The 25,266-nt window shown below is 41.0% G+C and carries 22 protein-coding genes; 9 read left to right on the forward strand and 13 right to left on the reverse strand.

Annotated elements, in window-relative coordinates:
• Positions 1-68 precede the first annotated feature (68 nt).
• Positions 69-926 (reverse strand): SIS domain-containing protein, encoded by an 858-nt coding sequence (locus CPY98_RS14060; RefSeq protein ID WP_046448620.1) that lies wholly within the window; start codon positions 924-926, stop codon positions 69-71.
• Between the two features lie 242 nt (positions 927-1,168).
• On the opposite strand from CPY98_RS14060, the gene murQ reads away from it, so the two are divergent.
• Both murQ and murP read left to right on the forward strand, forming a co-directional pair.
• Positions 1,169-2,083: an N-acetylmuramic acid 6-phosphate etherase gene (gene murQ, locus CPY98_RS14065; protein ID WP_025797588.1), complete on the forward strand. Its 915-nt coding sequence runs from the start codon at positions 1,169-1,171 to the stop codon at positions 2,081-2,083.
• A gap of 2 nt (positions 2,084-2,085) precedes the next feature.
• Complete coding sequence (murP, locus tag CPY98_RS14070; protein ID WP_096388133.1) at positions 2,086-3,543, forward strand: PTS N-acetylmuramic acid transporter subunit IIBC; 1,458 nt, start codon at positions 2,086-2,088, stop codon at positions 3,541-3,543.
• Positions 3,544-3,589: 46 nt separating this feature from the next.
• On the opposite strand, the gene CPY98_RS14075 is transcribed toward murP, so the two are convergent.
• The gene (locus CPY98_RS14075) at positions 3,590-5,044 is read right to left on the reverse strand and encodes a phospholipase D family protein (protein WP_046360610.1); all 1,455 of its coding nucleotides are present in this window, start codon (positions 5,042-5,044) and stop codon (positions 3,590-3,592) included.
• Positions 5,045-5,400: 356 nt separating this feature from the next.
• Between CPY98_RS14075 and leuE the strand changes: the two genes are divergently transcribed.
• Positions 5,401-6,036, forward strand: coding sequence for a leucine efflux protein LeuE (gene leuE, locus CPY98_RS14080; protein ID WP_025797575.1), 636 nt, complete (start codon positions 5,401-5,403; stop codon positions 6,034-6,036).
• A 347-nt stretch (positions 6,037-6,383) separates the two neighbouring features.
• A complete protein-coding gene (locus CPY98_RS14085; protein ID WP_025797573.1) occupies positions 6,384-6,737 on the forward strand; it encodes a helix-turn-helix domain-containing protein in 354 nt (117 codons plus the stop codon).
• 135 nt (positions 6,738-6,872) lie between these two features.
• Here CPY98_RS14085 and eco read toward each other — a convergent pair whose 3' ends face one another.
• Both eco and CPY98_RS14095 read right to left on the reverse strand, forming a co-directional pair.
• The gene (gene eco, locus CPY98_RS14090; protein ID WP_025797571.1) at positions 6,873-7,385 is read right to left on the reverse strand and encodes a serine protease inhibitor ecotin; all 513 of its coding nucleotides are present in this window, start codon (positions 7,383-7,385) and stop codon (positions 6,873-6,875) included.
• Positions 7,386-7,610: 225 nt separating this feature from the next.
• Complete coding sequence (locus tag CPY98_RS14095; protein ID WP_096388135.1) at positions 7,611-9,203, reverse strand: ABC-F family ATPase; 1,593 nt, start codon at positions 9,201-9,203, stop codon at positions 7,611-7,613.
• Positions 9,204-9,237: 34 nt separating this feature from the next.
• Between CPY98_RS14095 and CPY98_RS14100 the strand changes: the two genes are divergently transcribed.
• Positions 9,238-10,734, forward strand: coding sequence for a recombinase family protein (locus CPY98_RS14100; RefSeq protein WP_096388137.1), 1,497 nt, complete (start codon positions 9,238-9,240; stop codon positions 10,732-10,734).
• 288 nt (positions 10,735-11,022) lie between these two features.
• A complete protein-coding gene (locus tag CPY98_RS14105; protein ID WP_096388139.1) occupies positions 11,023-11,427 on the forward strand; it encodes a hypothetical protein in 405 nt (134 codons plus the stop codon).
• A gap of 72 nt (positions 11,428-11,499) precedes the next feature.
• On the opposite strand, the gene CPY98_RS14110 is transcribed toward CPY98_RS14105, so the two are convergent.
• A complete protein-coding gene (locus CPY98_RS14110; protein ID WP_096388141.1) occupies positions 11,500-11,784 on the reverse strand; it encodes a helix-turn-helix transcriptional regulator in 285 nt (94 codons plus the stop codon).
• A 609-nt stretch (positions 11,785-12,393) separates the two neighbouring features.
• Here CPY98_RS14110 and CPY98_RS14115 point away from each other — a divergent pair.
• On the forward strand, positions 12,394-12,699 hold the full coding sequence (locus tag CPY98_RS14115) for a hypothetical protein (RefSeq protein WP_096388143.1): 306 nt from the start codon (positions 12,394-12,396) through the stop codon (positions 12,697-12,699).
• Entirely contained in the window at positions 12,696-13,070 is a 375-nt protein-coding gene (locus CPY98_RS14120) for a hypothetical protein (RefSeq protein WP_096388145.1), read from the forward strand. Before CPY98_RS14115 ends, CPY98_RS14120 begins: the two co-directional genes overlap by 4 nt.
• A 586-nt stretch (positions 13,071-13,656) precedes the next feature.
• Here the strand turns inward: CPY98_RS14120 and CPY98_RS14125 are convergent.
• From CPY98_RS14125 to CPY98_RS14155, 7 genes are all read right to left on the reverse strand, one after another.
• Complete coding sequence (locus tag CPY98_RS14125; RefSeq protein WP_096388147.1) at positions 13,657-14,298, reverse strand: recombinase family protein; 642 nt, start codon at positions 14,296-14,298, stop codon at positions 13,657-13,659.
• 82 nt (positions 14,299-14,380) lie between these two features.
• The gene (locus tag CPY98_RS14130; RefSeq protein WP_096388149.1) at positions 14,381-15,565 is read right to left on the reverse strand and encodes a response regulator; all 1,185 of its coding nucleotides are present in this window, start codon (positions 15,563-15,565) and stop codon (positions 14,381-14,383) included.
• Entirely contained in the window at positions 15,546-16,019 is a 474-nt protein-coding gene (locus tag CPY98_RS14135; protein ID WP_096388150.1) for a response regulator, read from the reverse strand. Before CPY98_RS14135 ends, CPY98_RS14130 begins: the two co-directional genes overlap by 20 nt.
• On the reverse strand, positions 16,009-19,365 hold the full coding sequence (locus tag CPY98_RS14140; protein WP_096388153.1) for a hypothetical protein: 3,357 nt from the start codon (positions 19,363-19,365) through the stop codon (positions 16,009-16,011). The genes CPY98_RS14135 and CPY98_RS14140 overlap by 11 nt, the downstream gene beginning before the upstream one ends.
• 481 nt (positions 19,366-19,846) lie before the next feature.
• A complete protein-coding gene (locus tag CPY98_RS14145) occupies positions 19,847-21,715 on the reverse strand; it encodes an amidohydrolase (RefSeq protein WP_096388155.1) in 1,869 nt (622 codons plus the stop codon).
• Positions 21,716-21,742: 27 nt separating this feature from the next.
• Positions 21,743-22,285 (reverse strand): antibiotic biosynthesis monooxygenase, encoded by a 543-nt coding sequence (locus CPY98_RS14150; RefSeq protein WP_046448622.1) that lies wholly within the window; start codon positions 22,283-22,285, stop codon positions 21,743-21,745.
• Between the two features lie 71 nt (positions 22,286-22,356).
• Positions 22,357-22,998, reverse strand: a complete 642-nt coding sequence (locus CPY98_RS14155; protein WP_025797567.1) for a hydrolase — start codon at positions 22,996-22,998, stop codon at positions 22,357-22,359.
• Between the two features lie 409 nt (positions 22,999-23,407).
• On the opposite strand from CPY98_RS14155, the gene CPY98_RS14160 reads away from it, so the two are divergent.
• Positions 23,408-24,322, forward strand: coding sequence for a LysR family transcriptional regulator (locus CPY98_RS14160; protein ID WP_046448623.1), 915 nt, complete (start codon positions 23,408-23,410; stop codon positions 24,320-24,322).
• Positions 24,323-24,331: 9 nt separating this feature from the next.
• Here CPY98_RS14160 and CPY98_RS14165 read toward each other — a convergent pair whose 3' ends face one another.
• Positions 24,332-25,237: a LysR family transcriptional regulator gene (locus tag CPY98_RS14165; RefSeq protein ID WP_096388157.1), complete on the reverse strand. Its 906-nt coding sequence runs from the start codon at positions 25,235-25,237 to the stop codon at positions 24,332-24,334.
• Positions 25,238-25,266 lie beyond the last annotated feature (29 nt).

Genomic DNA, 25,266 nt, shown 5'->3' on the forward strand with positions numbered 1-25,266 from the left:
TATGCCACGAGCACGGCGCGCGAGTCGTCGCTCTTTAAAGCAGACTCACTATCAAAAATACCTATGACTTACTTAAGCTGCTCAATCATCTCTTGGCTGCGATGAATAAAGCTGCGGCTTCTTTCGCTATCTTCCTGCAACAAGCAAACGAACAACAAATCGGTAATAGTATTTTGTGCCGTGCGCGCAGAAATAGAAGAGCTACGCCAGCGCGCCTCATCAGCAATGGTATCAAGAACAAAATCAGCCAGCTTTCTGAGCGGGCTATCTTGCAGCGACGTTATCGCTATGATTTTTGCCCCCTTTTCCTGCGCCGCTTGAGCCGCAATCACTATCTCTTTCAACGCTCCCGAGTAAGAGATAACAATTTGCACATCCCCTTCCCCTAACGATTGAGCAACCGTCATCTGCACGTGACTGTCCATTTCATTCATCACGGGGTAGCCTATTTTCATCAGCTTATATGCCAAGTCTTTCGCCACCAGCGACGAGCCGCCCATGCCCATGATCTGTACTCGGCGCGCCGCCTTGATTTCAGCAACCACACTCTCCAACTGCGCCAAGTTCACGCTGTCGGTCGTCATCCTCAGAGCCTGTTGCTTCGCTCGGAATAGTTTTTCTGCAATCACTGACGGCGTGTCATGAACATTAATATCGTTATGCAAATGCTGTTCTGATTCAGCGTTCTGCTTACTTTGCTGCCCCCACTCCTCAATCAAGGCCATTTTGAGGTTAGTAAACCCTTTGAACCCCAATCGCTGAGCAAATTTCACAATGCTCGACTGGCTGATATTCAAAATGCTGGCGAGCTCTTGCGAAGAGCACTGCTTCAACTTATCGGGATTAGCCAAAATATAATCGGCAATAATACGTTCACCGGGCGTAAAGGCGTCTTTGTTGAGAGTGATTCGTTGTAGGCAGCGCATTTGGACTCGGTCAGCAGGAGGTAAGTAGCCGCTATCTTACCTTGCATAGCGCAAAAAATGGAGGCTGGATTCTTAGGTAAGCATTCACTTCGTCCATGACGCAGCCCAATTGGCAGGCATTTCTAAGCGGGAGAAAGAGTCGATATCAATCACAAAAAATGCGCATAAAATTATTAATTCTTTAAATTGCATTAATTTTGGAATAATTTATTCCTCAACTTTACGCATCTGAGAATACTGAAATGAACATTGACCTCTCCCGTCTGCAAACTGAAGGCCGTAACATCGCCAGCGAAAACATCGACACCCTGTCTACTTTAGATATGCTGACGATTATTAACCAAGAAGATCAAAAGGTTGCTCTAGCCGTTGAGCGTATTCTGCCGCAAATCGCGCAGGCCGTGGATGCTATCGCTCTGGCCTTTAGCCAAGGTGGGCGTCTTATTTATTGCGGCGCAGGCACCTCGGGGCGACTCGGTATTCTAGACGCAAGTGAATGCCCGCCAACCTACGGCACCCCGCATGAGCAGGTGGTCGGGTTAATCGCCGGAGGCCACACCGCGATCCTACGCGCGGTGGAAAATGCCGAAGATAACGTCGAGTTGGGCGAGCAAGATCTGAAAGACCATCAACTCTCTGAGCGTGACGTGGTTGTGGGTATCGCCGCCAGCGGAAGAACGCCTTATGTTATCGGCGCGATGAAATATGCGCGCTCAGTTGGCGCCACCACCGTTTCATTAACCTGCAACGCCAGCAGCGCCATGAGCCAATTAGCCGATATCGCGCTTGAAGCCGTGGTAGGGCCAGAAGTGGTAACGGGTTCATCAAGAATGAAAGCGGGTACAGCACAAAAAATGGTGCTGAATATGCTCACCACGGGAGCGATGATCCGCAGCGGAAAAGTGTATGGCAACCTCATGGTGGATGTTGAGGCTACCAACGCCAAGCTGGTTCAACGCCAAATTGACATCGTCATGCAGGCCACAGAGTGTAGCCGCGATGAAGCCGTTAAAGCGCTCAGCGAATGTAAAAGACACTGTAAAACCGCCATTTTGATGATTCTCGCCCAGCTCTCTGCGGCAGAAGCCAGCACGGTTCTTGCGCAAAATAATGGTTTTATCCGCCAAGCCTTAGCCTCACGTACTCAGGGAGTTTAGCGATGGCTAAAATAACGGATGCCACCATCGCGCAAATTTTGGCGAACGTTGGCGGTAATAACAATATCACCCTATGCGGGCATTGCATGACGCGGCTACGCCTTACCTTAGTCGAGCGATCTCGCGTTAATCACGCCGAGCTAAAAAAGATCGCTGGGGTCATGGGTGTTATTGAAGGCAACGACCAGCTGCAAATTGTACTGGGGCCTGGCAAGGCGCAAACCGCCAGTGAAATGATGAATGTGAGCCTTAGCCAATCTTCGTCACAATCACCAGCCGATAGCAGCACGCCAGAAACTGATTTGAATGCCCTTGCGGCGGAAAATAAAAAGCAGCTCAAGAGTAAGCAAAATAACGCCTTTCACAGCTTTCTGACAAAATTCGCGACGATCTTCACCCCGCTCATTCCCGGCTTTATCGCTGCGGGTCTGCTACTCGGCATCGCGACGCTGCTCCAGCAAACATTAATACTCGACGGTGAAATCGCGCCGATTTGGCTCACTAGCCTGATTGGCTATATGAAAACCTTCAGCGTGGGCTTATTTACCTTCCTGAGTATCCTCATCGGCTTCAACACCCAAAAAGCCTTTGGCGGAACCGGCGTGAATGGTGCCATTATCGCGTCGTTGTTTATTCTGCGTTACAGCGCAGAAGGAACCGTGGGCTACTACGCAGGGATCGATAACTTCTTCGGTTTAGTGATAGACCCAAGGGGCAATATCATCGGTGTGCTGCTGGCCTGTATGCTCGGCGCGTGGATTGAGCGAAAAGTACGCAAGGTTATCCCTGATAACTTGGATATGATCCTCACCTCCTCCATTACGCTACTCATCACCGGTGCCATAACCTATGTGGTTATCATGCCAATCGGCGTCGAACTCTTTAAGGGTATGTCTTGGCTGTTTCTGCATTTAAACGGTAACCCATTCGGCACCGCATTATTGGCGGGGCTGTTCCTGATTGCGGTGGTATTTGGTATTCATCAGGGATTTGTACCGGTTTATTTTGCTTTGATGGATGCACAAGGATTTAACTCCTTGTTCCCTATCCTGGCAATGGCCGGTGGCGGGCAGGTTGGTGCTGCGTTAGCGTTATACTTAAGAGCCAAGCCGGGCTCGACCCTACGTATGCAAATTAAGGGTGCCATATTTCCCGGATTACTCGGAATTGGCGAGCCGCTGATTTATGGTGTCACGCTGCCCCGCTTAAAACCGTTTATTACCGCCTGTTTTGGTGGTGCCGTAGGCGGGTTCTTTATCGGACTGGTGGCTTATATGGGACTACCTATTGGTTTGAATACCGTATTTGGTCCGTCTGGTTTGGTTTCCATACCGCTGATCACTTCATCGCAAGGCATCTATGCCGGTATGCTGGTTTATGTTGCAGGCGTTGCCATCTCGTATGCTGCTGGGTTTATTCTGACGCTACTGTTTGGCTGCAAAAACGTTGACCTGACATAATGATATTTAGCGCCATGCGTTCAGTGACACATGGCGCTAACCGTAATTATAGCAGCCACTCAATCGGCAAATAATATGCGATTCTGGCTAAAATACGTTTGTATAGCGGGCTATCAGGCTCTTTATGATGAATTTCTTTTTCATCATTTTCGTACTCTATCCAATTAATTTTTCGCCGCGGGGCAAGCACTAACTGAAATGCTTTATCATGCAGGCTAGCAATAAATCGCTGATGAGTGGACGAAGCCAGCGATTCACTTTCTATCACAAATCCCATCTCGGTATTTAACCGAGCCGAGCGCGGGTCGAAATTAAATGAACCAATAAAGACTAGTCGCCCGTCAACCGCAAAAGTTTTGGCATGCAGGCTGGAACCAGAGTGCCCGGTTAAGCCCCGATCGCGTAAGCGCTCTTTCCTTGCAGGCCGCTCGGTTTCATTGGCTTTCATTTCAAACAATTCAATACCGCAACGCAGCAGGGTTTTTCGCCATTTGGCGTAGCCCGCATGCACAATGGCCACATCGTTTGCCGCAAGAGAATTGGTGAGTACCGTCATTTTCACCCCCTGCCGCGCTAAATAAATCAGCTGTGACACACCGGTACGGGTAGGGACAAAATAGGCTGAGATGATATCCATGCTCACTTTTGGCTCACCAATCATCTTAAATAGGCGTGATGCCATAAGCGCTTTCGTCGCCAGCTCTCCGCGCCCTTTAAGCGGATCATCGCTGAACAACTGCACCTTTGCCCACGTCAACGGCAGCTCATTGTTCTCCATTTTACGCGCTAGAAATTTATCACGCAGACGCTTTAAATATTCTTTGGCTCGCGCTCTACCGCCAACCTCTTCAATCGTTAGGCCATGCAGAAAGCGTTTTTCCGACGCTTTACCAAGAACGTCTTCTGCCGGAGATACACACGCTGAAGTCCAATAACGCTCGAAATCCTGACAAACATCCGCAACCACGTTGCCGACGGCCAACACGTCTAAATCAGAAAAAAGCGGCTGCTCACCAATACCGAAATACTCATCCCCCACATTGCGCCCACCGACGATGGTCGCCTGACGATCAAACGTCATGCTTTTGTTGTGCATACGCCGATTAAGCCTTTTAAAATCGGTTAAGTAGCATAGACAACGCATGCGCCGTAGTTGGAAGGGGTTAAAAAGTTTTACGCTGATATTGGGATGCGCGTTGAGACGACGCAGTGATTCATCCAAACCGCCGGTGTTGTTGTCATCCAGCAATAAACGAACCTTTACCCCACGCTCGGCGGCGCGAAATAATGCACTGAACAGCAGTCGACCCGAGAGATCGTTGTGCCAGATGTAATACTGCACATCCAGCGTTTTCTCAGCCATGTTGGTGAGTAAATATCTTGCAGCGAAAGCGTCATTGCCCTCTTCTAAGGGATAAACACCGCTCAACTCAGGATGGCGATCGCATAGCGGTTGGATAAGCCGAGCTAAACGAGAATTAACTAATTGTTCACTGCTCATCACAAATATTACTCACTGAATCACCTTGGAAGGATGGTGGCCTGAGAAATCAAATTTGAACACTCGTGCATAGAGCATAGGCTAAAAATATAGCATGCCAGCAAATAGGCTTAGAGAGAGATTGTCTTAAAATCGGCTCCATTAAAAATCTCTTAGTTAAATCGCACTTATCGTTCAAATAGCGCCTGTAACAAAACGCTGCCGCTGCGCATTTTATCTTCCAGTGACTAAATGTTATACAGATCACACTATACTGCCAAAATCCTTTTAAAAGAGTACAATACGCCATCGATTTTTGGGGCGATGAGCCCGGTATTCGCAACTTATTAATAGCGTGAATTAAAGGTGAGGTTGTTGTGTTTGAGAGCTATGGTGTACTCAATATCTGGACGTACGTTCTCGGTGCGATTTTCATCATTATGGTACCGGGGCCAAATACGCTGTTTGTACTCAAAACTGGTATTACGCGCGGCGTTAAAGAAGGTTACAAAGCCGCGCTAGCGGTCTTTATCGGTGATGCGGTTTTGATCTTTTGTGCCTATATCGGCATTGCGTCGCTGATCCGCTCTTCCCCATTTTTGTTTTCGCTGGTGAAAATGCTCGGCGCGCTCTATCTGCTCTATCTTGGGCTGAAAATCCTGTACAGCACGCTGTCTAAAAAAGGTCAAAGCCAGAGCTCAGCGCACGAAGAACCTGAGCATGTTTTTCGTAAAGCGTTAACGCTGAGCTTAACCAACCCTAAGGCGATCCTGTTTTACGTATCGTTCTTCGTACAGTTCATCGATATGAACTATGCACATAGCGGCATTTCCTTTGCAATTTTAGCGGTCATTTTAGAAATGATTAGCTTCTGCTATATGACGCTGTTGATCTTTTCCGGCGCTGCGCTAGCGCATTTCCTGAGCGAAAAGAAACGCCTCGCCAAACTGGGTAATTCGATGGTGGGTCTTTTATTCCTCGGATTTGCTACCAAACTTGCGACTTCTGCTTAATACAACACGGCTTGAAGCAAAAGGCTCCTTTTCAGGAGCCTTTTTTGCGTGTTAGAGTTTCTCTTGCAGATATTTAATAAAGTCATTGTTTGCTTATTACGCAAAACAGTTAAAGATCAAGAAAATTCATCGCCTCCCTTACAAACTCCATAATTTTTCCTTTCTTGTTTGTTATCCACACAAGTTTTTACCAAGTGTATATTTCATATTTTTTTATTGAGATAACTTTACAAAAAAATATTTATTCTTATATGCGAGCTATTCTCTTTATTTTTAGGTCCAGTAGTATCATTACTCGTGAAATTATCTTTTTTGTTTGTGCCAAGCCACAGACTAAGGTGACCAGATTGAGTACTAAAGGACAACATCAGCAACTGGTAGAAACACTGTCTGAATGGATAGAACAGAATTTAGATAAACGTATCGTGATTGATGATATTGCGAAGCGGGCGGGATATTCGAAATGGTATCTACAGCGATTATTTAAAGAGGTGACAGGCGATAACTTAGCGTCTTATGTTCGCCATCGCCGATTGATGCGCGCCGCAGCAGAATTAAAACGGACGGATAAGAAAATTATGGATATAACACTGCAATATGGTTTTGAAAGCCAGCAGACCTTTACCCGCGCCTTCAAGCGACGCTTTGGGACTTCACCGGGGGTATTCAGACAGGCTCCATCCTCCATGTATGAGAATTAAAATGAGTGATAATTCCTATAGGATCAAAAAATTTATCTTAATCTCACCTCATGTTTATCAGAGCGAGTGTTTATTAGAGCGAGGAGAAACACCCTCCTCGCTGCTATTCATGATTCAATAACGTGTTATGCGTCGTTATTTTTTGACAGAATCTTGAATCTTAGTGTCTGCCTGCCATACACGATATTTCACATCAACACCCTGCGGCACATAGACTACGATTGGCAAACGGCTGTTATAACGCTGCATGGCGGAATCACCCAAGTTTGCCGTAACAAACTGGCTGTGCTTGGTGTTATCAGGGCAAGCCATCATGGTTGATGCAGGCTCTGAAATTTTTTCCATCACTAAGTAGTCATAACCCCAACCAGACAGCGTTTTGCTTTCCAGTTTGCCGCCCATCATATGGCGATTGCAGTCTACATCCATTGTTTTGCCAATCAGCAACTCAACTTTGAAGTCATTTTCATTTTCTTGCTTCGGTAAATAAATGACCTGACGGCTCATGCCTTTTTCCGCTTGCGGATAAGGTGCAACTTTTTCCAGTGGCTGTTTGCTGAGATCGTCATTTGCACCCGCGGTAGCCGCGATAGCACCGGCAGAAGAAGCCAATAATAAGCTAGCCAATACGGCTGAAACCTTGTTCATAATATGTCCCTACATACAGATAATGATATTAATGTCACTACGTTAGCATAGCGTGGCAAAAAACATTATAGGTCAATTCTGATTAATTCACGTTGCTGATGTAGTCATATTTTATATTTCAAAAGAAAACTCCGAATAAATGAATATGTGATGTTTAGACATAAAAAAAGGCTATTCCGTAAACGGAACAGCCTGATTAATTCAGCTAGGATAATTTATGAATAATTATTCAGCGCCTTGGCTGCGCAGATAATCTTCATAGTTACCAGAGAAATCAATCGTCTTGGTTGGCGTAATTTCTAAAATACGCGTCGCCAGTGAACTAACAAATTCACGGTCATGGGAGACGAAGACCAATGTGCCTTCGTACATTTCCAGCGCCATGTTGAGCGCTTCGATAGATTCCATATCCATGTGGTTCGTTGGTTCATCCATAACCAAGATATTTGGACGCTGCATCATCAGCTTACCAAACAGCATACGACCCTTTTCACCACCGGACAGCACTTTGACCGACTTTTTAATATCGTCTTGGCTGAACAGCAAACGGCCAAGATAGCCGCGAACAACCTGCTCGTCGTCGCTTGGCTGTTTCCACTGGCTCATCCAATCAAACAGGGTTAAATCTTCAGCAAATTCGCTTTCATGATCCTGTGCGTAGTAACCGATGTTGGCGTTTTCAGACCATTTAGCAAAACCGCTATCTGGCTCAAGCTCGCCCACTAAGGTTTTCAGCAGCGTAGTTTTACCCACGCCGTTGGTACCAAGAACGGCTAGCTTGTCGCCCACTTCCAGCAACATACGCAGGTTTTTGAACAGCGGGCCATTATCAAAGCCTTTGCTTAAACCATCAATTTCCAATGCGTTACGGAACAGTTTTTTATCCTGTTCGAAGCGAATGAATGGGTTCTGGCGGCTAGAGGCTTTAACTTCGTCCAGCTTAATTTTATCAATCTGGCGAGCACGCGAAGTTGCCTGCTTAGATTTCGAGGCGTTCGCACTAAAGCGGCTAACAAACGACTGCAGTTCAGAAATCTGTGCTTTCTTTTTCGCGTTATCAGACATCAAACGCTCGCGCGCCTGCGTTGCCGCCGTCATGTATTCGTCGTAGTTGCCCGGATAAACGCGCAGCTCGCCGTAATCCAAGTCAGCCATGTGCGTACACACCATATTCAGGAAGTGACGGTCATGGGAAATGATAATCATGGTGCTGTTGCGTTCGTTCAGCACGGTTTCCAGCCAACGAATGGTGTCGATGTCCAAGTTGTTGGTTGGTTCGTCGAGCAGCAGAATGTCTGGGTTCGAGAACAGCGCCTGCGCCAGTAAAACACGCAGTTTCCAACCTGGTGCAATTTCACTCATCAGGCCATAGTGTTGCTCAACGGGAATACCCACGCCCAGCAATAACTCGCCCGCACGCGACTCGGCGCTGTATCCATCCATCTCGCCATATACGACTTCTAGATCGGCCACTTTATAGCCTTCTTCTTCCGTCATTTCTGGCAGCGCATAGATGCGATCGCGTTCGGCCTTCACGTCCCACAGTTCAGTGTGGCCCATGATAACGGTATCGATAACGGTATAGTTTTCGAATGCGAACTGATCCTGACGCAGTTTACCCAAACGTTCGTTCGGATCGAGGAACACGTTACCGCCGCTTGGCACTAAATCGCCGCCGAGGATTTTCATCAGCGTGGATTTACCGCAGCCGTTTGCCCCGATAAGACCATAGCGATTTCCGCCACCAAATTTGACAGAAATGTTTTCAAACAACGGCTTACTGCCGAACTGCATCGTGATATTGTTGCAAAGAAGCAAAATTGGTACTCTCTTGTAAGTTACTGAGGTGTATATGAAACAAAACGGAAAAGCATACTCTTACATAAGATTTTCATCAAAGAAGCAAGAGCAAGGCGACTCAATAAGACGCCAAACAGAACTTGCTGAACAGTATGCACATGCTAATAATTTAATTGTATCAGATAAGAACTTTCAAGACCTCGGAATCTCAGCATTCAAAGAGGGCAATAGACCTTCGCTTGGAGATATGCTCGAAGCAATCGAGAAGGGTCAGATTGAGCAAGGTTCGACTATCATCATAGAATCTTTGGATCGTCTGAGCCGAAGAGGCATCGACGTTACTCAGCAGATCATAAAATCGATTCTGCAAAACAACATCTTCATCGCTTCACTTGCCGATGGCCTATTACTAAACAGGGAATCAAGCAACGATCTCGTAAGTGTCATCAGGATAGCTCTTGCGGCAGACCTTGCTCATAAAGAATCCGAAAAAAAATCTCAGCGTTTACGCGAGACCAAAGGACAGCAGCGACAACGAGCATTGAATGGTGAGATTATCAAGAAAGCATTGCCATTCTGGTTAGAGCGAAAAGAAAATAATTATATTTTTAGTAATAGGGTTGAGACAGCCAAAAGAATTATTGAATTACGCCGAAAAGGGTTTGGAACTAATAAAATTGCAAAAACACTAAACATCGAAGGTCATAAACCATTACGTTCTGCCGGCTGGAATCATACAACTATTGGTAAAACAATAAATTCAGTTGCTATTTATGGTGCATATCAGACATCAGAGACAACTAAAGATCGGAAGGTTATTCTACTTGATATAGTAGAAAATTACTATCCTGCTCTCATCAGCAAAGAAGAGTTTATTCTTCTACAGTCTGATCAGAAACATAATAAACCTGGATATAAATCTGAACATAACACTTTTACTGGAATATTAAAGCATGAATGCGGAGGGGCCCTTGTAAGGAAATTCCAATTCGTTTCGGGGAAAACGTATCAATATCACGTTTGCGCTAATGCATGTGATGGAAAATGCAACGTGACTAAAAGTTTTAAAAATATAGAAATAGCACTTTACAAGATAATGAAGGAACTCAAGCTTGAAAAAAAAACCAGTATTGATGAGACATTACTCTTAGAATGTAACTCTGTGAAAGCAAAGATTCAGCAGCTAAACGAAATGCTTCTTAAGTTATCCAAAATTCCAATTAGTGTAATTCAAACGATTAACAATCTTGAGGAAAAACTACAGGAACTCGAGGGTAAAATTAAGCAACAGAACAAGATGATTATCTCAGAACGTGCATTTGACTTTAACTTATTGCAGGAAATTAAAGATCCCCAAGAACTGAACATGATGCTTAAACGAGTAATCGAAAAGATTATTGTATTTAACATTGGTAAAAGATGGAGAATAAAAGTCATGTACAGAAACAAACACACCCAGAGCTTCATTTGGGATGGTGAAAAAATGAGCTTCATCTCTGATACTAAAAAATTAGTTGAACTCTCTAAATCACAAATCGAAGAAGTATGATTTATTGAAATTTAATTTATTTTCATTAATAATAGTAGATATAAATAATAGTTATAAAATCATTCAACAGAAAAAACATTCATTCAAAAAATTAAATAAATCTGAGCCTATTGAAGTTATCAAGAGAATACAATTTGAAAAATTAATGTCATTTTTTGTGTTTACTTAAAAAGTTATACAACAGATGGGCAGAAACGGAATTTTCTAGTCAATAATGGTGAGATATTGTTGAAGTCAGAAACTAAAGCGACATAGAGTTAGTATAAAAACCTAAAGAAGGGAATAAAAATGAGTAATGATTATTATTTAAATGAACATGATTGTGAAAAAGGATGCCCATGCCTTCTTATTCGTTCTGATTGGAAGGATGATAAAGGCGACTGGAAAGAGTCAGTTTTAGCATTTAAAAACGCTAATAAGAAAAATTTTATACCTCATTTTTTCTTTATCGATGAAGCTGGATATTACGATCTTGAAGAAGATAAAAAACATTTGGATAGTACTATGTTCAAAGTATTCTGTACTGAGAATAACAAAATAACCATTGAACAGATTAATGACTGGAATGCCAAACCAAACTCAGAAAAGGAATACTTCGCCGGGAATGAAGCAAGATCAATGGAAAGTTTTAAATTCACTTCACGCATAAAAGACCTTGATGCTGAACTTAATGATTTACTAGATAACATTTAATTCAAAGGGACCATAAGGTCCCTTTAACATAAGTTGCAACAATCAAGTTAAAGAACATATTATAATTCTATTTCAACAATGTTGGGCTAATATGGCCCTTTTATCAGACTCACTCAACGAACCAAACAAAAGTATAAATTGAGACAAGTCATCTTCAGGTGTGTACAAAAAAGAAACAGGCACTTTCAATATTTTGGCAAGTTTGCATGCCATATCAAAATCTGGAGTGTGTTTTCCTCTCTCATATTGGTTCATCCGTGCACTGGCTGAAGCCTCATCAATACCAGCAAGTACACCAAGTTTTTCTTGCGTAAGCCCTGCTCTAAGCCGAGCTTCTTTCAACCTTTTTGTAAGCATATAAACCTCAGCCAACGTCTTTGGCTAAGATTTTCTTAGTTTAACACTGTTAATTTACTAAGCATTACTTAGTAAATTCAGTTTTGAGCATTGCATCAACAGTGAAAGTACAACATTGCTGCAAAATTCATGATCGATTTAGCCGATCGATTGTTGGATACCGATCTATTAAAACGATTATCTAGCATGGCCCCATAGCCTTATGATTACTTCGTTTGTTTTGCTTGCCTACTACGAGTATTTTTTATTAACAAATTGATTTAAAAGGAATTATAGTTATTCTAAGTCTTTCTAATCTATCATTCTTCGACAAACAGCACGGTGAAAGACATCTAGTTTAGCTATGTAATCCTTAGTTTCCAATGTATACAATACTAAGTAATACTTAGTATTGTATACATCAAGCAGTAAAAACTGCTCCTAAACCATTTGTCTATCAACTAACACCAGTTACTCGGTAGACAAATCCTTAACACAGCACTCTTAGGAGACTAAAGATTGTACATACAAAATCTACGTGGTCAGGGACAAGAAGCGTAGATGATGAACGTGAGACCACAGAAAAATCAAAACTAGATTCCAACAAACAAAACATAAGTAAGGCTAAAAATGTTAAAAAAATCTATTTTACCTCTTGCTTTATTTTCCTTCGTCGTAATGCTCACTGGTTGTAAGAAAGAACCAATACCAGACTTTGAATGTTCGTATAAACAATATGGCAGTGGTGTAACTGATACAAAAAAATTTAAAAATCGTATTGTCTCTGATGATGAAAAATACTTCATCTACAAATCAGATGACAATGGGTATACATTTAAACTTGAAGTAGATCGCCGAACGCTGTCAGCAACAATGATAATGACAGAAAACAAAACCAATGAGGTTTTATCTTATTTAACAGGAAATTGTAAATGAAAAGATTAGTTATAGCTTCATTATTAGTATTCTCGTTTGGTGCTTCTGCATATTCAGTCAATATGGAAGAACTCACTAACTTCGGAAATCAAATGCGAGATCGATTTTCTCCACCGCATGAAATACATAAAGCTAATAACACACCGACTTGTTTCGCTAGCGTAACGAATGAAAAAACAGGTAAAATAACTCGTACTAAGTTAAATTTGGTTGGTGAACATTCACAAAAAGGAACACAGCATACCTACCATGAAGAAGAAAATACTGGTAGTACAACAGTCTGGTTCGACAGCCGTACTGGTAAAGGTGAGATTTCAATGATGAATAGTCGGGAGGTCATTGCTAGTGGAACGGTAAGTAACTGTAAATAAAATAAACCGTTTCGTTAACACCACAATCATAATAGATACGATCTGTAAAATTTTACATGGTCGAATCTATTATGCATCTTCGATGCAGCGGCAAAGCCGCATTCTATCTTCTCAGACTTAGTTAGTAGTAAGGACTAACAGAAAACCTGTAGAACCATTATAACACTCATTTTTTAAAGCAAATAACTAATGCATTAATCAATAACTATTATGCATCTTCGATGCAGCGGCAAAGCCGCATTCTATCTTCTCAGACTTAGTTAGTAGTAAGGACTAATAGAAAACCTGTAGAACCATTATAACACTCATTTTTTAAAGCAAATAACTAATGCATTAATCAATGACTATTATGCATCTTCGATGCAGCGGCAAAGCCGCATTCTATCTTCTCAGACTTAGTTAGTAGTAAGGACTAACAGAAAACCTGTAGAACCATTATAACACTCATTTTTTAAAGCAAATAACTAATGTTTCAATTATTAGCAGACCAGATGTAGTGGTTGTAAAGACACTATACTTACGATACCACAACTTTAATGAGACCAATTGAACAAAATTCGAACAATAAGTTTTGTATAGCTACCAGCTATTTTCCAAGAGCGTTACGTAACGTTGTGCGAGATACAGGTTGTCCTAACATTTTCAAATGAGATAACATTTGAGCCTCAGTAGCGTTCTGAACGATTAACTTACTCAGATTGGTACGAATCATTTCATAACGTTCTAAAGCTTCCTGGCGTCGTTTAGACGACCTTATAGCTACAGAGCGTTGTACTGCTTCCAATTTATAACCGTATTTTTTTCCATGCTGGCGTCCATTGGCAAATCCATCTTTTATACGTTCTGCGATCCGTTTGCGCTCAAAAGTCGCAACTGAAGCCATGATGGTCAAAACCATTTCTCCGATAGGAGTTGAGACATCCAAAGAAATATCGAGTATAGATAATGAAACTTTATGTGCTTGAAGAAACTTAACAGTACTCAAACAATCAGCTGTATCTCTAAAACCTCTATCTAGTTTAGCAATAATAATAATATCGCCTGCTTTAACGCACCCTAATAGTTTACTTCCGTTTGGTCTCTTTGAAAACGGAAGCGAACCAGATATATTTACATCAGAAAATATTTTGTCTGGATTTACTTTATCTCTAATCAAGTTTATTTGGTTATCAGTTGTTCCACTATCGCTTTCAGCCTTTGAAACACGTGTGTATGCATAAATAGTCATAACGCCTCCTTTTCTTGATAGAATTATAATCAGCGTAATACACTATGTACATAGTCAGTGACAAATACGTTAGTTCTTTGATCTACGATTTGTATACAAAATACAAAAAACAAACAAAAACTAATAAGTAAACTAATTCTTTTACCTTCCCAAAAATAGATATGCTCTTTTCAAAAAACACATTTAGTAATGAATCATCTTCTCTATTATCTATGATGTCAATTGACTCGGGATTACCAATTAGAGGCAACCAAGACCTCTCCATAAACTTATCATTCTGTTCAAAGTAATGACTGTGCCCTCCTTTGTAGTATCGATTAACGAAACGATTGTTATTTAGACCGTAAAATCCAATTCTTCCAGCCATTCCCGTATTAGGTACTAAAGCCTCTGACAAAAAAAGAATACGATCATCAGAACCGCAATCGTTAACAACCCTTGCATTGGTTTTGTCTAAAATCATTTGAAAATCAAAATTTGAAGGTAAAACACTCCCCGCAAGAACTATGAGTTTAATATTTATTTTCTCTCCCTTTTTTAGCAAGTAATCATTTATACCTTTAACTACAATATAAGTGCCAAAACTATGGCAAAAAAACATCATTTCTTTGTTTTCATTGTTCCTATCCCTAATGCTAATCAACTCCTTTGCGAAATGTTTTAGCTTAACTTTTCTCAAGAATGGAATAAAAAATGAAATAACAGTAAAATAACCGTACTTATAAGAATGAAACTCTACAGTATTAACTTTTGATTCAACTATTTTTTTTAATCTTTCCTGCCATGAGCCTTTTGTTCTTATTCCATGAACTGTAATACATAAAATTTTATTTTCACTTGTGTAATTGGACACTCGACGAGTTGATTCAAATTCAATTGCTTTTAGTAAAATTCCTTTCCATTCCGTGTTACGATTCGAAGCTTCGATTAGAACTTCACAATGCTGTTCAAACTGACGGCGAAAAGTTTCAATGTCGTCAAAATGAGCTGTTATTCCAACTATTTTACCTGGCTTTTTTAATGTTGGTCGATTTTTGATTTCATTTAACAAGTTGAGACCAAATTGAGCACGAGGCGACTCAACTCTCTTTGGTAATACAACATCAAGAATTAAGAAATCAAAGCAAATATTTCGTAATATCGATTTTGCTGTTTGCGTGTTCTCAGCTAAATAAATATCGTTTTCAGACAAACCAATATTTTGAATGAGTAAATCTTTAATTTCATTTCTTCTGGTTTCATTATCATCAACTATGAGAATTTTCATTCGACATCCCTTTTACAGCTCCAATAAGTTCCTCTCTCCATTCGCTCTTAGTATTGCTATATAAAATGAATCCCATACATCCCTTCTGATATTGACTTAATAGTTCGTCCTTCAAAGACTCATAAGAGTAAGAATTAACATTATCACTGAAACTTTTATACTGTGTAATAAATATAAATTTTGAGTGCTTACTTCTTTTACTCATTTTTCTTGCAAGTTCTTTTCCTCCAAACACTCTAAAATCACCACCTGAATTTGTAGTTGTTTTGTCAAAAGTTGGCAAACTCATATCAAGTAATATTAAATCGAACTCGTATTTTGTAATCATCTTCCATGCAGAAGTAAAAGAGTATGATTCTGTTACATTTATTTCTTTAAACTCTGATTGCAGAACCTCTACAATTCTCTTTCTTTTAAATTCATTATCTTCAACAACTAGAATATTAATATCCATAAGCAATTTCCACCTTAAACACATTAGCTTCATAGCTTGGTAGTAGACTATAATATTTTGAAACATTTTTAAGCGCATGGAGACATTTGTATAAACCAGAACCGCCATTATTTAACAAAAGATCATTATCGTTCATGTTCATCAGTTTTGATCGGATTTTTCCAAAATGACCATTTTTAATCAGCTCAATTGCTCGCTCTGACATCTCATTTAATATAGTTATTCTAAATTTATCGTTCCCATCCCCAGAAATATTAATTATAACTTCAAGATTATCTCTTGAAAATTTATAACTATTATTTAGAAAATTAATCAGACATAGAACCAGAACATATAAATGTGATCCAGGAATATAATGATTTGACTCTTTGTTTATTTTAATATTTATTTCACAATTATTAATTTGTTGAAAACACTTTACGGCTAAATGTATTAATTTCTCTAGCTCTATATTTTCAAGTTGCGTAGTTTTTTTCAATGAAAACCATTCACAAACGGTCCGGATATGTTCTTTAACTTCGGTATTTGATAATCTAATTTCATCTAAAAGGACACTCATCGAAGTGCCTCTTTTTACATAATTAATAGACTCTATAAGCTCAGCATAAAGATCATCTATCTGAGGAGCAAATATAACATTTAGTTTCCTCTTCATTAAATATAAGCACTCGCCTAATTTGTCATTGAACAACGCAAATATTGCTGATGAGATCTGCTCCAAAGTTTTGTTGTCATCAAGCATTTTTTTTACATCTGCAAATTCATCTAACGATATTTCAAAGAAAAAAACCCGATCTTCTTCATCTCTGTCCCAAGCAGTTTTCATCCAGTTCTCAGCAGTGTCAATTAATTTATTGAAATCTGAACTAAATTTCACTAGTAGGTTATCTATATCGTTTAAAATATGCTCACTGATAATATCATAGTACTCAAGCCAATATGTGTTCGACTTATAATTTCCACTTTCATCTAATTCAGTAATCAGATGTTTACTTTGTGGGGAAGAGCAAATTAAATTGCTAAAGAACCCATGTCTTATTTCAGAACTTAAGTTGGTATCTAGGCCAATTTCTTTATTATTAAAATACTCAACTAAGAGAGTGTTTATTATTCTACCTACAATGATATTCTTATCGCCTTTTAAAATCGTTCTGTCTTCAATCTGATATTTTATATCCGAGTCGGATATTTCAACTCCACTATCATCATGATATCTCGCGATCAGACCTTCTATCTCCTGTTTTCTTTTTTCTAATATGTGCTTTGTATCAACAAAAATTTTCGCGTTATTAAATCTCGCAGCCTCACTATCGATTAAAATTCCATCGACTATATACTTGCATTCTTTATCAATATCAGTTTGTTTAATATACCCGAGTGATACAAGCTTGTTTAATATTTTTATTCGTTCAATCTTTAAATCATTGTCATCATCAAAGCACCCCAAATAATCCATAACATCGACTTTAGAAATATTGTAAAGGAAAATTATTTCCTTCTCATTCAAATTATCAGTAAGTAACTCACTCGGTCTTTCAATACCTTGCAATATAATGAACTCCTCAAAGAACTCGTTTATAACCTCACTATTATCTTTATTGCTATATAAATTATAATAATATGCGCAAATAACCGAGTTCAGTGAATATACTTTTCTCGCATCAATGAAGTTAACTATCTCCTCAAGAGGAAGACAAATATTTGAGTTGGTATTACTAATAAGTTCATCGGTTGCATATTCTATTAAGCTAACAAAATCGTCTTCAATTAGGTAATATTCTACTTTTAATTCAATAGCATCTTTACGAATTTTAGTGAGATTATCATATTCATTTATCAAATTGATTGCATTTTGTTTAGATTTCTCAATAGCATCAATCGCTGCAAGTTTCAATCTCCTGACAGGATCTACATTCTTTATTGAATCATCAAAGTATAAAGAAGGTGGCGAATCGAGATTACAGGCTAAAGGAGTCAATGATGTATGTAAAAATTTTGATTTGCTAATAATATCAATTTTCTTTTTTTCATCAAAATAGAATGGAGCAGCTTTCATAATACTGATCAGTATATGATCTGAAAGTTCTAAACTAGAATAAATTATTGATAAATTGATTAATTGTGAGATTGCTTGATTAGAATCTTTTAATGAATATATTGCTATTAGGTTATTTATTATACTCGAAAGCAATGGAGGTAATGATTTTGGCCGCCGTGATGTGTATATATATGACTTTGCTATCAAATTTACTTTTGTAATCAAATTCGAAATGTCTTCTATATTCTCTTCTAATCGGTCTAAAAGTGAATTGTAATTACCCTCTGTATATTCATGGACCTCTCGATCAATGCTAATGACTTTATGCTCTTTTATATCTCCTTGCAGTAACTTGAGAAGTTTAGATAGAAGATCTAAATGTATATTAGACTCAATCTTATTGATAAGTATAGTAAACCCTTCTAAATCATCATCATTAAAATTTGATTTAGTTAATTTGTATATGACAACTTTTTGCAACGAGTCAAAAAGATCAATCAAAGGCAGCTTTTGGAACCAGTTGAGTGAATATCCGAGATCAACATCGTCATAAAGTGGGTACTGTAGACACATTAAGGAATAAAATGCAGCTATATTTAAAGCACCGCCTTCAATGTATTCTTTATTAGATCGCCTAACCATAGTCTCAATCGCTATACTTGCCTCTACACTATGGGATTTCCAACCACAGACCCTAATAACGTCGTATAAAGATTCGGATATTTTATCCGTTTTCCATTTTTCTACCAATTCATCAATAAGCTTAAATTCATTTTTCGCCGTTAGAACAGCTATTCTATAATTCATCTCCCATAAAGAAAGTCCAACTAAATTATTTACTTCATCCAATCTAACATATACCTCATCAAAACATCCTTTAATAAAGAGTTCTTCTATGTCAGAGCGAATTTTATTTACTTTATTAATTGTAACATGTTCTCTTAAGAGAATGGATTCGAATAGTCGCAACAGTCTTCTGTTATTAAAATCATTCTGCCCCATAATTTCTTGTGTAATTAATTCACCAGGTGGCATTGTTGACTGATTTAAAAAACTGAAAACTTCGTCATCTTTTAGGATAATATCAAGTGCATTTTCAAATTCTTTATCAGTTGACTTTGCCAAAAAAAAATGGAATGCGTCTCTTTTTGCTTCTTTTGGATTTTTTAATTTATTCTTTGGCTTAAGGACTGCTGCCACAACTTCATGAGTTTTTTTGGTTTTATTTCTTAACTTCCGTATTTTAATTTTTCTCATATAGTTCTCACAATTAATCTTCTTTTTATGATTAAGTTGAATATTATTCATAATCAATCTATATTTCAAACTAACTATTGGAATATACAATAGTAACTTATTGAAACTAATATCTCACGCTACCGCCCATAATATCCGTTTGTAAATGGATATTACAAATAAGCTCTCTTATGGACACTCATCAAGGTTAAAGCAAACTGATTAGATTAGAGCGTTTCGAAGCTACCAGAATTATAATTGTAAAAAAGGTATGAATGAAGACTTACCTAGCGCGTGTTTCTTTATAAGACTATGAAGCTAGCGTTTTTTTATTTACTTTGAAACTGTATCGTGATGTTATTGCTGATTAACAAGACTAGTACTCTTAAGAAATGTGATTTTGGGCACATTATGCCATAAGTTGGCGTTTTTATCGCCCCTATGAACAAAGGGAATTCTATTTTGACAGGCAATAAAAAAGCGCTGGAATCATCCAGCGCCCATAAACAAACATCTCATCGTTTTCAAACGGCCATAGGCCAACTCATTGAAATCAGAATGAGAAACAAGAGCAACCTAAAACGCCCCAAAATGCCTGCTCATCCGACACAGGAATTGCAGATTTACGTGCTTTATCATGAGAATGCCCATGCACACCACAAGAACCGCAGCATTGGTGCATCTGAGCCAAAACACCGGCTTTATTCTCAGCAGGTGGAGCCGAACGATAATGACCCGGAACCTTAACTACCGGAGACCAATCTGGCACCACCGGAATCGATGGCGGAGCTAACGGAGTGAACGCACCCGCGGCATATACCACTTTGCCATCCACGATCGTCATCACTGATTCGATACCTTTAATGGCCTCTTCCGCTACGCTGAAGAAATCTTGCGACAGCACCACCATATCCGCCAACTGCCCGGTCTTGATATGGCCTTTTTTGCCCTGTTCGTTAGAGAACCATGCGCTACCTGCAGTCCATAGATCCAAAGCCACGTCGCGTGGTAGACGATTGTTATCATCGTACATCGCCATACCACCAACCGTTCGGCCCGAAACTAACCAATACAGCGCGGTCCACGGGTTATAGCTGGCAACGCGTGTGGCGTCAGTCCCCATGCCTACCGGCACGCCCATCTCCAACATTTTTTGGATCGGCGGGGTCTGTTTCACGGCGTCTTTGCCATAACGCTCAACGTAGTATTCGCCTTGGAACGCCATACGATGCTGAACCGCAATTCCACCGCCCAACGCTTTGACGCGCTCTATATTCTGCTCGGTAATAGTTTCAGCGTGGTCGAAGATCCAATGCAGGCCATTGAATGGAATTTCACGATTCACTTTCTCGAATACGTTAAGCATGCGAGAAATCGATTCGTTATAAGTGGCGTGTAAACGGAACGGCCAGCGGTTTTCCACCAAATGGCGTACCACTCGTTCCAATTCATCTTCCATACCTTCAGGTAAATCAGGACGAGGCTGGAGGAAATCTTCGAAGTCAGCGGCAGAAAACACCAACATTTCACCGGCACCGTTGGCACGATAAAAATCGGTGCCCTGCCCTGGCGTTAGCATATCGGTCCATTTCTGGAAATCTTCCAGCTCTTGCTTAGGACGCTGTGTGAAAAGGTTATAGGCGATACGTACCGTCATCTGCTTTTCATCATGCAGTTGCTGAATAATTTCGTAATCTTCAGGATAGTTTTGGAAACCACCGCCTGCATCAATGGCGCTGGTCACACCCAGACGGTTTAGCTCACGCATAAACTGACGGGTCGAGTTCACCTGCATTTCAAGCGGCAATTTTGGCCCCTTGGCCAGCGTTGCGTACAGGATCATGGCATTTGGTTTGGCGATCAGCATTCCCGTAGGATTGCCTTTAGCATCACGAACGATCTCACCACCGGCCGGATTTGGTGTGTCTTTGGTGTAGCCCACCGCTTTCAATGCGGCACGGTTTAAGAGTGCGCGATCGTAAAGATGTAGCACGAATACTGGAGTATCCGGCGCAGCATCATTCAGTTCTTCAATCGTTGGCATCCGGCGTTCAGCAAACTGAAACTCAGTCCAGCCCCCAACAACGCGAACCCACTGCAGCGATGGCGTTCTATCCGCCTGATCTTTCAGCATACGCAGTGCATCAGCTAAAGATGGCACGCCTTCCCAACGCAGTTCAAGATTGTAATTCAGGCCGCCGCGAATCAGGTGCAGGTGGGAATCATTCAGACCAGGGATCACAGTATGGCCTTTTAAATCAACCAGCTGTGTGCCTTCACCGGCAAAACCCATCACGTAAGCAGTTGTGCCAACAGCCAGAATTTTACCGTCTTTGATCGCCACCGCGTCGGCCAGCGGATTTTCTCGATCGAGCGTATGAAACTGACCATTAGTGAGTATCAGTGAAGCATTTTGAGACATAAGTCGTACTCCTATCACCTAGGTTGACTATTTCTTCAGCCAGCCAGCAAATATGCGTGTAACCAATGGCATCCACATAAACACCACCAGCCCCACCACGCAGGCGTCATTAATAAAATGCAGCAGTAGCGTACCTTTAAGCTCAGGCAACAACATTCCGGTTATCCACGGCACCAGATTAGTACTGGGAAAGATCACCAGCAGCGTAATAAGAAACTGCTTCCATTTTTGCGGGCGTTTAACCGTAGGGGTGCTTGGCGTGAACCAAAATTCTGGTTCGGTACGAACTTCATAGTGTTCTTCTTGCGCGAGGATCGGCTGGATTTCAGCCACCAACTTTTTACGCAGATCGGAGTTGGTCCATGCGTAAAGATTATCCAGCGTATCGAAGCGGATCACGATGTTATAAGCTTCGCTTCCAGCCGTTGGCCGAATAACATGGACACCAAGATGCCCCGGAAATTGCTGCGCAGCAGGCATGATGCGGGCGAGCCATGCCTCATAAGCTATTGCCTGATTAGGTTGCAGATTATGCGTAATAACCAAGGTTACGGTATTGGTTGCTGCCATGCTGGGGCATCCTGATTGGAAAAACGGAAGTGATTGAGGCGAGATAATCCCGCCCCATAGAAATCTACAGATTAAGCTTTACGCTGCGGTGCACCGTGCACCAAGGTGTAAGCGTAATCAACGCCCATACCGTAAGCGCCGCTATGTTCGCGCACCAAATCCATGACTGCGTCATAGGTTTCTTTACGCGCCCAGTCACGCTGGTACTCCAACAGAACCTGCTGCCAGGTCACTGGTACCGCACCGGCTTGAACCATACGGTCGATTGAACGCTCATGCGCGTCAACTGAAGTGCCACCAGAAGTATCCGTTACTACGTAAACTTCAAAACCTTCTTCCAATGCCATCAGCGCAGGGAACGTCAGGCAAACTTCGGTCCACAGCGCAGAGATAACCAGTTTTTTACGGCCGGTCGCTTTAACCGCGGCAACAAACGCTTTATCTTCCCATGAATTCATAGAAGTACGTTCAATAGGCGCAATTTCAGGATGAACAGCTAACAACTCTGGCCAGATATAGCCACTGAAACTTTTAGTTTCAACAGAGGTGTAAATAGTCGGCACATTAAAAATCTTACCGGCTTTAGCTAATGCAACGGTGTTATTCTTCAAGGTTTGACGGTCAATATTCGCCACCCCAAAAGACATCTGCGGCTGATGGTCGATAAAAATCAGTGTTGAATTCTTTGGATCGAGCAATTCACGAATTGACATGTAATATCCTTAATTTTCATTTAGTTGAATAATACTTTCGTACCTGTGATGAACGGACTACATGCTAGGTATTCACTGAATTAGTTGATAGCTGGAAATTTTTAACAACTTATTAAGTTATTTTATGTTGCGTAAATTCTTATTTATTATTATCGCGCTAACAGTATTGTAGAGATTATTGCTTCACGCCAAGTTTCGATATATCTTAATTCAACGGAGAAACAGAATAATCACCTATACCTGCCAGTAATATATTGGTAACGTTCGTAATATTAATTACTTTATATATTCGTGACAGATTAAAGAATATTCCTAACATTATTTTTAAACAAAGATATTCCTAAACAAAGAAAACGACCAACACCGTACACTATGAGTAAATTTTATTTCTTAAAATTAGAAGGTTACGATGCGCGTAAATTTGGATGTTCTACTGATTCTTGATGCACTGGAAAAACATGGTAGTTTTGCTGCAGCAGCCGAGTCGCTTTTTAAAACACCCGCAGCACTAAGTTACATGGTGCAGAAATTTGAAAATGACCTCAGCATCAAACTCTTAGACCGTTCAGGTCATAGAGCAAAATTTACCGATACGGGAAAAATAGTATTAGAAAAAGGCAGGATTTTACTGAGCGCCGCTCGTGAGTTAGAAAAACAGGCTGTCCAGATCGAATCTGGTTGGGAAAAGGAACTGACTATTGCGCTTGACGGCTCATTCCCTTTCCATCTGTTGCTGCCCATGATTGAGGAGTTTTATCAGCTCAATTGTCTGACCCAGCTTAGATTTACCCACCATACTCTTTCCGGCTCATGGGAACAGCTGACTCAAAACGATGCTGATATTATTTTGGGCGCCATCAACGAACCCCCTACCTCAACGGAATTCTCTTACCATATGTTAGGTATGTTGGAGAATGTGTTTGTTATATCACCCTCTCATCCCTTGGCCACCGCGGATGAGCCACTTGATCCACGCCTAATCTGTACTCACCGCGCAATCGTTATCGGTGATACGGCTCGCTTCAGTACTGGGCAAGCTACCAACTATTTGCAGGAGCAGGAACGTATGGTGGTTTATGATTTTCATAATAAATTGCTGGCGCTGGTATCAGGTTTAGGCTGTGGATTTATGCCACGCCATATCGTCGAGCCTTATTTAAAAACGGGAACATTAGTTGCAAAAAAAACCACATCAAGCAGACAGAAAGATCTGGCTTATCTGGGGTGGAACAACGCGTCTGAAGGCGTAGCATCTCGTTGGTGGCGTGAAAAAATTCTCGAAAGCGAGTTGATTAAATTTATGTATCAATATGAAAAATCTTAACCTGTAATATTATTCGACATACTGTTTACGGATCACCTCTGACATCCAATCCATAAAAACCTGTACCCGCATGGCTAAGTTACGGCGATGTGGGTAAAGCAACGAAACGGGCATGGCAGGGGCCGGTAGGTGTTCTAAAATTGAAACTAATGTCCCCGCTTGCAAAGCCTCTCGCACACCAATAATCGGTACCTGAATAATCCCTAATCCCGCTATGCAGGCCGATGAATAAGATTCCGTGCTGTTCACCGTCAGCGCCCCTTGCATATCCACTGCCTTAATATCACCTTGCGGCATAACGTAGGAAAACTTATCCCTAGGGGCACCTTGAGCGCTTTGATAATGGATCAGGTGATGACGCTGCAAATCCGCTGCGGTTTGCGGGCACCCCTGCTTTTCCAAATAGGCTGGGCTGGCACAATTCACCATTTGCAACTGACCTAAAGGGCGAGCAATGAGGCCAGAATCTTGCAAGGTCCCCACTCTCACCACACAGTCAAAACCTTCTTGAATTAAATCAACGCGTCTATCGCTGCTGCTAAGTTCTAATTCAAGCGCGGGATGAGCGGATAAAAAAGCGGCTAGACCTTGCTGAATCACAATCTTGGCTAACCCGCTAGGCATATCAACGCGCAGACGCCCAGAGAGCGGAGCATTTGACGTGCGAAACATGCCCTCAAGCTCCTCGATGTCTGCCAGCACATCTTGGCATCTCGCATAGCACCGCTGCCCATCTTGAGTTAGCGTTACCTTGCGCGTCGTGCGATGCAGAAGCTGGGTACCAAAATGATTTTCAAGCTGTTGAATCGCACCAGAAACCGCCCCCTTAGGTAACCCCATTCGATCCGCGGCACGACTAAAACTAGACAGTTCGGCTACGCTGATAAACACCTGCATCGCAGTGATTTTATCCATTTTGATTATTCTTATTTTATGAACAGTAT

It is taken from the genome of Hafnia sp. CBA7124 (assembly GCF_002355555.1).
Lineage (GTDB): Bacteria > Pseudomonadota > Gammaproteobacteria > Enterobacterales > Enterobacteriaceae > Hafnia > Hafnia alvei.